This window comes from Companilactobacillus insicii, assembly GCF_003946015.1.
Classification (GTDB): Bacteria; Bacillota; Bacilli; order Lactobacillales; family Lactobacillaceae; genus Companilactobacillus; species Companilactobacillus insicii.
In genome coordinates, this window is record NZ_RHNU01000009.1 from 64,327 (window position 1) to 73,974 (window position 9,648).

Annotated in this window: 10 protein-coding genes; 3 read left to right on the forward strand and 7 right to left on the reverse strand. The window is 32.8% G+C overall.

Features of this window, described 5'->3' with window-relative positions; genetic code table 11:
- Nucleotides 1–58 precede the first annotated feature (58 nt).
- Nucleotides 59–1,876, reverse strand: coding sequence for an excinuclease ABC subunit UvrC (gene uvrC, locus EKM79_RS04410; protein WP_125566267.1), 1,818 nt, complete (start codon nucleotides 1,874–1,876; stop codon nucleotides 59–61).
- A 160-nt stretch (nucleotides 1,877–2,036) separates the two neighbouring features.
- On the opposite strand from uvrC, the gene EKM79_RS12200 reads away from it, so the two are divergent.
- Nucleotides 2,037–2,189: an SPJ_0845 family protein gene (locus EKM79_RS12200; protein ID WP_155832091.1), complete on the forward strand. Its 153-nt coding sequence runs from the start codon at nucleotides 2,037–2,039 to the stop codon at nucleotides 2,187–2,189.
- A 138-nt stretch (nucleotides 2,190–2,327) separates the two neighbouring features.
- On the opposite strand, the gene EKM79_RS04415 is transcribed toward EKM79_RS12200, so the two are convergent.
- The 5 genes from EKM79_RS04415 to EKM79_RS04435 all read right to left on the reverse strand — a co-directional run bounded on the left by EKM79_RS04415 (nucleotide 2,328) and on the right by EKM79_RS04435 (nucleotide 6,193).
- Nucleotides 2,328–2,807: a hypothetical protein gene (locus EKM79_RS04415; protein ID WP_164505999.1), complete on the reverse strand. Its 480-nt coding sequence runs from the start codon at nucleotides 2,805–2,807 to the stop codon at nucleotides 2,328–2,330.
- Between the two features lie 94 nt (nucleotides 2,808–2,901).
- Entirely contained in the window at nucleotides 2,902–3,609 is a 708-nt protein-coding gene (locus EKM79_RS04420; RefSeq protein ID WP_125566271.1) for an MgtC/SapB family protein, read from the reverse strand.
- 122 nt (nucleotides 3,610–3,731) lie between these two features.
- Entirely contained in the window at nucleotides 3,732–4,181 is a 450-nt protein-coding gene (locus EKM79_RS04425; RefSeq protein WP_125566273.1) for a low molecular weight protein-tyrosine-phosphatase, read from the reverse strand.
- A 3-nt stretch (nucleotides 4,182–4,184) separates the two neighbouring features.
- A complete protein-coding gene (locus EKM79_RS04430; RefSeq protein ID WP_125566275.1) occupies nucleotides 4,185–4,490 on the reverse strand; it encodes a helix-turn-helix domain-containing protein in 306 nt (101 codons plus the stop codon).
- 824 nt (nucleotides 4,491–5,314) lie between these two features.
- Nucleotides 5,315–6,193: a LysR family transcriptional regulator gene (locus EKM79_RS04435; RefSeq protein ID WP_125566277.1), complete on the reverse strand. Its 879-nt coding sequence runs from the start codon at nucleotides 6,191–6,193 to the stop codon at nucleotides 5,315–5,317.
- A gap of 117 nt (nucleotides 6,194–6,310) precedes the next feature.
- On the opposite strand from EKM79_RS04435, the gene EKM79_RS04440 reads away from it, so the two are divergent.
- Nucleotides 6,311–7,936 carry a malolactic enzyme gene (locus EKM79_RS04440; RefSeq protein ID WP_125566278.1) on the forward strand — a complete coding sequence of 542 codons (1,626 nt, stop codon included), beginning with the start codon at nucleotides 6,311–6,313 and terminating at the stop codon, nucleotides 7,934–7,936.
- Nucleotides 7,937–7,980: 44 nt separating this feature from the next.
- Nucleotides 7,981–8,943, forward strand: a complete 963-nt coding sequence (locus EKM79_RS04445; protein WP_125566296.1) for an AEC family transporter — start codon at nucleotides 7,981–7,983, stop codon at nucleotides 8,941–8,943.
- A 41-nt stretch (nucleotides 8,944–8,984) separates the two neighbouring features.
- On the opposite strand, the gene EKM79_RS04450 is transcribed toward EKM79_RS04445, so the two are convergent.
- Nucleotides 8,985–9,449: a DUF7679 family protein gene (locus EKM79_RS04450; protein ID WP_125566280.1), complete on the reverse strand. Its 465-nt coding sequence runs from the start codon at nucleotides 9,447–9,449 to the stop codon at nucleotides 8,985–8,987.
- Nucleotides 9,450–9,648: the final 199 nt, after the last annotated feature.

Sequence of the window (9,648 nt, forward strand, 5' to 3'; positions counted from 1 at the left end):
CTCAAAAAAAAATAGTGTTAAACCAAATATTTGATTTAACACTAAATATAATTACATTTTATCCCTTGCTATACTTTTTATGAAAATCCGTACTTGCTAGAGTAATCTTAATTGTTTGAGCAGTTGTCTTCGAAATGCCCAAAGCAGTCAAATCATCGATAGAAGCATCTTTCATCTTTTTAACTGATCCATATTTCTTTAACAATTTATTTCTAGTTTTTGGACCTACACCTTGAATTCCATCTAACCTTGAAGATAAGGCATTCTTACTTCGTGTCTTACGTTGAAAAGTAATCGCAAATCTATGAACCTCATCCTGGATTCTTTGGAGTAAATAAAAACCCTGGCTTTTGCGATCTAATGGAACTACTTCTCCATCCTCACCAAAAATCAAATGAGATGTATTATGATGATTATCCTTAACCATACCTGCCACTGGAATATTAATACCTAATTCATTTTGTAAAACATCCATAACAGCTCGTAACTCAATTATTCCACCATCCATTAAAATTAAATCAGGTAAGTTACCTTCTTCTTTTAGGACTCTTGAATAACGACGATAAACCACTTCACGTGTATTAGCAGCTTCATCAGCACCTGACTGATGTTCTACCTCACCTTTAATTTTATACTTCCGATAATTACTCTTTTCAGGACGCCCATCTAAAAATTGAACCATAGCTGAAACGGGATTAGTACCTTGAATATGAGAATGATCAAACGATTCAATAACGTGACCATAAGGCAGACCCAAAGCCTCAAATATCTGCTTCTGGGCACCATAAGTTTGCCGATTATCAAGCTCCATTAATCTAAACTTCTCTTGAAGCACAAGCTTAGAATTGTCTGCAGCCATATCCATCAAATCTTTCTTTTGACCTCGTTGTGGCGTTCTAAAAGGAATATTTAATACTTGTGACAATGTATCCTTATCCAAATTACTTGGCACCAAGATTTCCTTCGGCATAACCTGATTTCGTCTATTATAAAACTGCAAAATAAAGGTTGATAATTCTTCCTCTGGTGAGTTTATACATGCAAAAACTTTCTTCTCACGCTTCATCAACCTGGCTTGACGAATAAAGAAAATTTGAATTGAGATCCAGCCTTTTTCAACATAATAATTAAATATATCTCGAGGAGTACTGTCATTAGAAATAATTTTCTGTTTTTCAACCGTTGTTTCAATATATTTAATTTGATCACGTAATTCTGCTGCACGTTCGAATTCTAAATTTTCGGATGCTTTTTCCATTCTATTCTCGAGATTAGACTTTATTTCACCAACGTTTCCACCAAGAAATTTTTTGATTTTTTCAATCTGAGAATCATACTTTTCTTTTGGAACTTCTTGAAAACAAGCACCCAAACATTGTCCCATATGATAATACAAGCAAGGACGTCCTAAATGTCCTTGGCAACGACGTAATGGATAAACCTTTTGTAAAAAATTAAGTGTATTTGAGGCTGCCCAAACATTAGGATAAGGACCAAAATAATAAGCCCCATCCTTCTTTATTTGACCAGTTATTTCCATCTTTGGATCACGTTCATTCGTTATTTTAATGTATGGATAACCTGTTCCACGCTTTAGCTTTATATTGTAATAAGGCTGATGTTTTTGAATTAGTGTAATTTCTAGCAAAAAAGCTTCTTTATCATTGGAAGTAATAATTGTTTCGAAATCTCTTATTTCTGATACTAAACGCTCTGTTTTTCCCTCATGAGAGCTTTTAAAATACGAACGTACTCTATTTTTAAGATTTTTTGCTTTACCAACATAAATAATCTTAGAATTTACGTCCTTCATCAAATAGCAACCTGGACGATCAGGTAATAAGCTCAATTTATGTTCAAGATATTCAGTTGCCAAAAAATATCTCCCTTCAATGATACAATAATAGTTATAATAGCTCTTTCTATTTTAACGAATCAAAAAAAAGTTGCAAGAATTTGAGATTTTCTTTGAAAGGTTCTATAATGGAGTTAATTAAAAGATAGATAACAAAACAACCTGAAAGGGGCTGATACCGATGGGCCTAACAGTTAAACGCGAAGAGAATTTTGGTAGTTTATTTGACAAGTTTGCTTCACTTCCCGATGATGTCAAAAAAAACGTAGATCGAGTAGATTCTGCGGACAAGAAATCTTCTAAAAACGATAAAGATTCTAAAAGTAAAAAATAACTTCTCATATTTTCAGCTCTTCATCCTACATTGAAGAGCTTATGCCATTTATATTACCGTCCGTTACAAATATTAAAAACCCTTTTGATAGTTAAAACACCTGCCAACAGTAGTTGACAGGTGTTTTTTTGTTCTTTTTTAAGAATCCGTCACTCGAATAAACTTAGCATTAATGACAGGTCTAGTCATCATTCTGCCTTTATCATTCGTAAAATTCTCAACATCATAAAATTTTCCAAAGACTTGAATCTCATTACCTACTTCAAGTCTAGACATACCTTTGGACAAAGAACTTAAATCATAATTGATTTTTACATCCTTTGAACGATTGCTTCGATCTAAGGAAACTATTGCAAAGTCCTCATCAGACTTTAGGACCAATCCTTTTTGATAAATTTTAGTATTTTTATAAATTTGAGGATTCTCATACAAATTATCAAACGATACGTAAACATAATTATCTTGTTTAGTTTTGAATTCTGTCTCTGTTAACTGACTCGACATTTCGTGCGAGTTTTGTTTAACCTTCTGAACTTCAGCCCCAAAAGTGTCAATATTTAATATAAAAGCCCCACAAAGAAATAAAAATAGTAAAATGAGCGTGATTCTCTTTACCATTAAATTCCCCCAATACTAAAAACTTTATCAAATACAGGACTCTAAATCAACGTTTCTCATGATTTAAATAATTTAATATTAATATATGAAATTATTACCCTAAATTTATTAGCTGAACTTTGGTTATATCGTCACCAGCAGATATTCCCTCAACAACATCTATATATTTCATATTGTGAGGCAATTTAATTTCATAAACATTCGTATAGGTATATCCATTATCAGTCTTATTAGCTCTGAAATTTACATTCTTAATACTAATAGAATTTTCAGCAAAGTAATTAAGAATAAACTTTTTACCCTTACTTTTATTCAAATATTGGATTTCCACTTTTTTTAAGGGATTAACACGAACAATTTGTTTGAGAAAAGCAATTACACCATAAACAACTACAAAACTAGCAACAGCAAGTAAATAATTTCCCATACCGACAGCTAACCCGATGCAGGCGACTACCCACAGACTAGCGGCTGTAGTTAATCCCTTGATTGAATGGTGTTCAACAATAATAGTTCCCGCACCCAAAAAACCAATACCACTAATTACTTGTGCAATTAATCTAGCCTCATCGGCCCTGATAACGCCCTTATAAGCAGGATACTGTCTTGCCACTGCAATAGCATTAAAGCCAATTTCTTTTTGTATCATGGCCACTATACAAGCACCTAAGCACACTAGTATATGAGTTCTTATTCCAGCGGGACGATGTTTATGCGCACGATCCCATCCAATAACTCCTGATATTCCTGTGGCTAATAATAATCTTATAATTATAGTTACAATATCTAAATGTAAGCTCAAACCAAAACACCTCTAACACAACCATACCATACAACAAAGAAGACCACGATATATAGTTGATTTCACAGTCAATTTATTCATCATAAAAAAGATAGAGAAATGGATATTTAACATCCCTTCCTCTATCTTAATCTATCTACCCATTTTGGAAGCACTTCAGCCAATTGTCGATATGTTCTATCAAACTTGTGATCATACCAGGGATCTTCAATAACCTTATTCTTATTAACACTTTCAAACGCTAAATGAATTTTATTAACATCAGCGGAAGGCGCACTCCTCTTTAAATCATCAATATTTTGATGATCCATCCCAATAATCAAATCCGCCGTATCAAAATCATTACGGGTAATTTGTTCAGAATGATGCTCCTGTACTAAAATATTATGTTTTTTTAATTCAGATAATGCTCCCGGATGAGGGGGATTACCTATCTCATAATCAGAAGTTGCGCGTGACTCAACAATAATATCATCGTTTAAACGAGATTTACTTATCAAGTCTCTCATCATCATTTCAGCCATCGGTGAACGACAAATATTTCCCAAGCAAACAAAAATTATTTTTTTCATTAGTTACTTAATAAGTCCCAAACGACGTTTGACATCTTCTAATTGTGCCTCTAATACCGGATCTCTTCTGTTTAAAATATCAAGTGTACTGGCTTTAGGTTCTTTCGACTTAGTAGACTTTACTTTTTTTGGTTGTTTCTCTTTATTAATTTCTTTTTGGGTAGACTTGGGGCTATTTTTATACTTTCTTACCCAAGCAGATACCTGCTGATACGAAATCCCGTATTTTTCACCTGTTGCTTTAAAGTCATTGTCATGTGCAATGGCATAATTAGCAATTTCTATTTGTTGTTTCTCAGTGTACTTCATGCTAAAAACTCCTAAACAGCTTATTGCCTAAAATTATACCATAGTTTGAGGTGTTACTTATATGCGTTCTTAAACGATAAATGAATTTTATTCTCAATATAACAAAAAAGAGTGACCTGGGGAGGCCACTCTCTGCGCAATGAGGATGGGACATAACCGCATACCTCACACACATATTATCATATTATCTTAGATAAATTACAATTAAGTATAAAAAAATGGCAGCTCAGGGAGGAACCACCATTAATCAACAGAGTACTCTGTTATAAACATGAAATTATCAAAGAAGAGGAATTGTAGGATGTCCTCTCCGGTAAATAATATATCATAAAGATATATATTTATGTAATATATTTCTAACTTTCAACGAATAATTTAAGTATTTCACCCTTTATAAACACTGATACAAAAGGATTTATAAGCATACTTTTAATATATTGCTCAATTTTATTTATATTTTTCTAATATCTTGCCATTTTGCCAAGTATTCCTTAATCAAAGCAAAAAAGAAGCTGATTAATTCAGCTCCTCAGAGAAAAAATACCTTAATGAACACAACTATCCCACAAACGAAAGTGATTGATTCAATGTAAATAATCTTTGCTCTGTGAAAATGAATGAAACTTATTTGCGAATGATGGAGGAGTTGAGAGGTTTGGATAAAAGAAATCACACAATATACAATTCACTGCATTTTCAATTTTGCACTGTTCCTAGCTAAGAAACCGGATTAATCCTCAATTACCAATCGGTAAGTTAATTGTAACTCAATTGGACTATACCGTACACCTCAATATATTAATATTTTGTTATCAAATAATTTATTAATTTTTGCAACTTTCAGTGAAAATATCAATTATCTTACTGAAATCAGGTGTCTTAAGAGTATTGGTTCGATAAATAATCAAAATATAAAATGGTGGTAACTTTAAATTATTTACTTTTACTTCTTGTATACCGTCTTCTAAAGAACTAGCGGTCTCAGCAATGAAACTTATTCCCTTATCGGCTTTAACTAAATTGAGTAATAAATGATAGTCTGAAGTTTCAAAAATAACATTTGGTAAAACATTATATTTATCAGTAAAACGTTTAAAAACTTGCCTATGAACAGAGTTACTATCTGTCAGAATAAATTCTTCTTTTAATAAATCATTAAGATCAATTGATCCACCAAAATCTCTTTTGCTCGAGGCAATCAAATTAAAATGTTGTATTTTTATTACTTTGTATTCTAGTTCCGCATCTTCAGGCAGTCTGGTAGTTCCTAATAAGGAAATATCAAGACTGCCATTTTTTAATTCACTCAATAATTCTTTGGAACCATCAACAATTTGATCTATTTTATCCAGATAATCATTTTTCATCAATTCGTCAAATACATTGGGGAGCAAATAATTCGTAATTATTGGAGGGAAACCCATTTTTATCTTTTGTTCTTTTAGTCTGTTTAAATCTGACTTTGCTAAATAATCTTCCCTAATAATCCTATTAGCATGTTTTAATAGTTGGTTTCCAGCATTGGTCAATTTCAATGAATTTGCATAACTCTTGCGTTCAACCAGCTTAACCCCATACTCTTCCTCTAATCGCTTCAACGAATAAGTAATTGTGGGCTGACTGACACCAAAATAACGCGCAGTAATAGAGAAATTTTTTAGTTCACTAAGTTTTTGAAAATATTGCCAATCTTTTGAATTCATATCTTTGCTCACTTATAAAATATTTTTATCAATTATAACATGTTTGACTATATTTTTTATAAGGGATTATAGTACCTATCGAAAGTTAAATAAAAAAGCAATTCAGGAGGGAATTTTATGAATCAATATAATGGTTTAGATTTAATTAATAATCCTTTTTTAAACAAAGGAACTGCATTTACTAAAGAAGAAAGAAAAGAAAAACATCTTGAGGGACTTCTACCACCGTTTGTTCAAACTATTGATCAACAAGCTACTCAAGCTTTTGAACAATATAACTCAAAGCCAACTCCGTTGGCCAAGCGTATGTACCTAATGGATCTATTTAATGAAAATCGTACGTTGTTCTTTAAACTATTTAGCGAACACGTTTATGAATTCATGCCCGTCGTTTATGATCCTACAATCTCAGAAACAATCGAAAATTACAGCCACTTTTTCTTAGATTCACAAAACGCTGCCTACCTATCCATCGATGATACAGATGCATTAGAAGCCACTTTAAAAAATGCTGCTGGTGATCGTGATATTAAATTAATTGTTGTAACTGACGGTGAAGGAATTCTTGGTATTGGTGACTGGGGTCTTCAAGGTGTAGACATTTCTGTTGGTAAACTTATGGTTTACACTGCCGCTGCAGGAATTGATCCAAAATCCGTTCTTCCAGTTGTTCTTGACGTTGGAACAAATAATAAAGAATTACTAAACGATAACTTATATCTTGGAAATCATCACAAACGTATTAACGGAAAGAAATACTATGATTTTATTGATCAATTTGTAAACAAGGCTGAAGAACTATTTCCAAATATGTATCTTCACTTTGAAGACTTCGGTAGAGATAATGCCGCTAACATTTTGAACAAATACAAGGATCAAATTTTGACATTTAATGATGATATACAAGGTACAGGTATTATTACTCTCGCTGGTATCTTAGGTGCCTTGAATATTTCTAAAGAAAAATTCACTGATCAAGTATATATGTCATTTGGTGCTGGTACAGCTGGAGCCGGTATTACTAAACGTATATTTGATGCGATGGTCGAAGAAGGATTATCTGAAGAAGAAGCCAAGAAACACTTCTACTTAGTTGATAAACAAGGATTACTATTTGACGATACTGAAGGACTAACACCTGAGCAAAAGCCATTTGCAAGAAGCCGTAGCGAATTTACTAACGCTGACGAATTAACGACTCTTGAAGCAGCCGTTAAAGCTATTCACCCTACTATTCTTGTCGGTACATCAACACAACCCGGTACATTTACAGAATCAATTATTAAAGAAATGGCCGCTCACACAAAACGCCCAATCATTTTCCCATTATCAAATCCTACAAAACTTGCAGAAGCAAAAGCTGAAGATTTATTAAAATGGACCAATGGAAAAGCTCTTGTTGCAACAGGTGTTCCAGCAGAGCCAGTTAAACTAAATAATGTTACATATTACATTGGCCAAGCAAATAATGCCCTAGTATACCCTGGACTTGGACTCGGTGCTATGTCTGTTAATGCCAAATTACTTAGTGATGGAATGATCAACAAAGCTGCTCATTCATTAGGTGGCATCGTTGATCCAAATCAAGCTGGTGCCGCAGTACTACCTCCTGTCTCAAAATTAGACGAATTTAGTATGACTGTAGCATTAGGGGTTGCACAACAGGCAATTGATGAGAAATTATCAAACGCAAAAGATGCACAAAAAGCTATCAATGACATCAAATGGGAACCAAAATATTAATCATTCAAACTTGAATTACTTTAATGAGAAGGGAAATTTTACACATGGAAGCATTTATCACCTCACTTGAAAGTGTTGCTGAAATCGTAATTGTTATTGCACTTGGATACTGGCTAAGAAATTCTGGCAGACTGGGTGACGAATTTAAGAGCAATATTTCTTTTATAATTATGAAGATTGCCCTACCAGCATCGATTTTTGTATCAGTATTAAAATATTTAACACGTGACAAATTAGCTACTCTAACTGGCGGTCTAGTTTTTGCATTCGCCAGCTTTGCTTGTAGCTATTTGCTAGCTTGGATACTAACAAAGATATTTAAAATTAAAAAGGGACGTCGAGGCACTTTCATTAATATGTTTGCCAATGCTAACACCATTTTTATTGGTCTACCACTTAACATGGCACTATTTGGAACAAAAAGTTTGCCTTACTTTCTCGTATACTATGTAATGAATACTATTTCAACTTGGGCAATTGGTGTATTCTTTATTTCATCTGACGATCCAACGATTGAAAAAGGAGCAAAGAAAGAATTTAATTGGAAAAAGTTATTACCTGCGCCACTTGTTGGGTTCTTGGTTTCATTAGTATTTTTATTACTAGCAATCCCCGTTCCAGAATGGATAAATAAAACTTTAGATATGGTCGGCGGCATCGTTACACCTATGTCACTTATCTATATTGGGATAATCCTAGCTGATGCAGGTCTTAAATCAATCGGATTCGACCGTGATACAGTTCTTGCCTTACTTGGAAGATTTGTTTTTGCTCCAGCTATTATGATTGGTTTCGTAATATTAGGTAAATCAATGGGTACTACCCTACCAAGTCTTGAAAGCAGCACATTAATAATTCAAGCGGCCACACCTGGCCTTGCAGTTCTACCTATCTTGGTTGGACAATCTCATGGTGATGTTGAGTATGCTACTAATGTTGTAACAACATCAACCGTTCTATTCGTAGTTGTCGTTCCAATTTTAATGGAAATAGTTAACTTTCTATAATATAAAAATCAATTATTTAATCTAAAAGGACTAGAAAAAATTTATTTTCTTCTAGTCCTTTTTATTTCTCGATAATGTATTTTAGTTCTAGATAAAGTAAATAACCAGATTAACTTATTAAATCTTCCAGTTTTCCAATATTTAATGTCATTTATAATCTCACAGCGATTTACAAATGAATAATCATGTCGCATATATTTATACAATTGATGAACATTATCTACATTCTTCCAGTTATCATTACTAATGAATTGACTTCTAGTACTCATAAATTTTTTATCTACTATGAATACTCCTCTCACCATCGCAACTGTTATAGGAGGTTGTACTTCTGTTCTATGGGGTGCCATTTCAATATTGATAAGTGCACCCTTCAAAATTGACTTCCAATCATCGGATTCTTTACGATAATCTGACATTGCCTTTTGAAGATCTCTTGGTAGCCGAAAATTAAAGGTTTTACCATCAACACGTTGTACCTTTACAGCATAATATGTTTTATTCAAAATTAACATTCACCTCAATTGTAAAAAATCTAATTTATATGTTAACTATATAAAACAAAAAATTCCAACAAAACTTTTTATATTAATTGCTAAAAATAATCATGTAAACACAATAATTATTACTCCAATGTATCAAAATAGAGTGCAACAAAAACTAATTGATTCAAAAAGAAAATGTTTTATTTTGTGAGTGTAATAA

Bases quoted from the DNA above. Each gene is read 5' to 3' on its own strand.
- EKM79_RS04430 (WP_125566275.1), bottom strand. From the start codon at position 4,490: ATGAAGTACACTGAGAAACAACAAATAGAAATTGCTAATTATGCCATT.
- EKM79_RS04440 (WP_125566278.1), top strand. From the start codon at position 6,311: ATGAATCAATATAATGGTTTAGATTTAATTAATAATCCTTTTTTAAAC.
- EKM79_RS04415 (WP_164505999.1), bottom strand. From the start codon at position 2,807: ATGGTAAAGAGAATCACGCTCATTTTACTATTTTTATTTCTTTGTGGG.
- EKM79_RS12200 (WP_155832091.1), top strand. From the start codon at position 2,037: ATGGGCCTAACAGTTAAACGCGAAGAGAATTTTGGTAGTTTATTTGAC.
- EKM79_RS04435 (WP_125566277.1), bottom strand. From the start codon at position 6,193: ATGAATTCAAAAGATTGGCAATATTTTCAAAAACTTAGTGAACTAAAA.
- EKM79_RS04425 (WP_125566273.1), bottom strand. From the start codon at position 4,181: ATGAAAAAAATAATTTTTGTTTGCTTGGGAAATATTTGTCGTTCACCG.
- EKM79_RS04445 (WP_125566296.1), top strand. From the start codon at position 7,981: ATGGAAGCATTTATCACCTCACTTGAAAGTGTTGCTGAAATCGTAATT.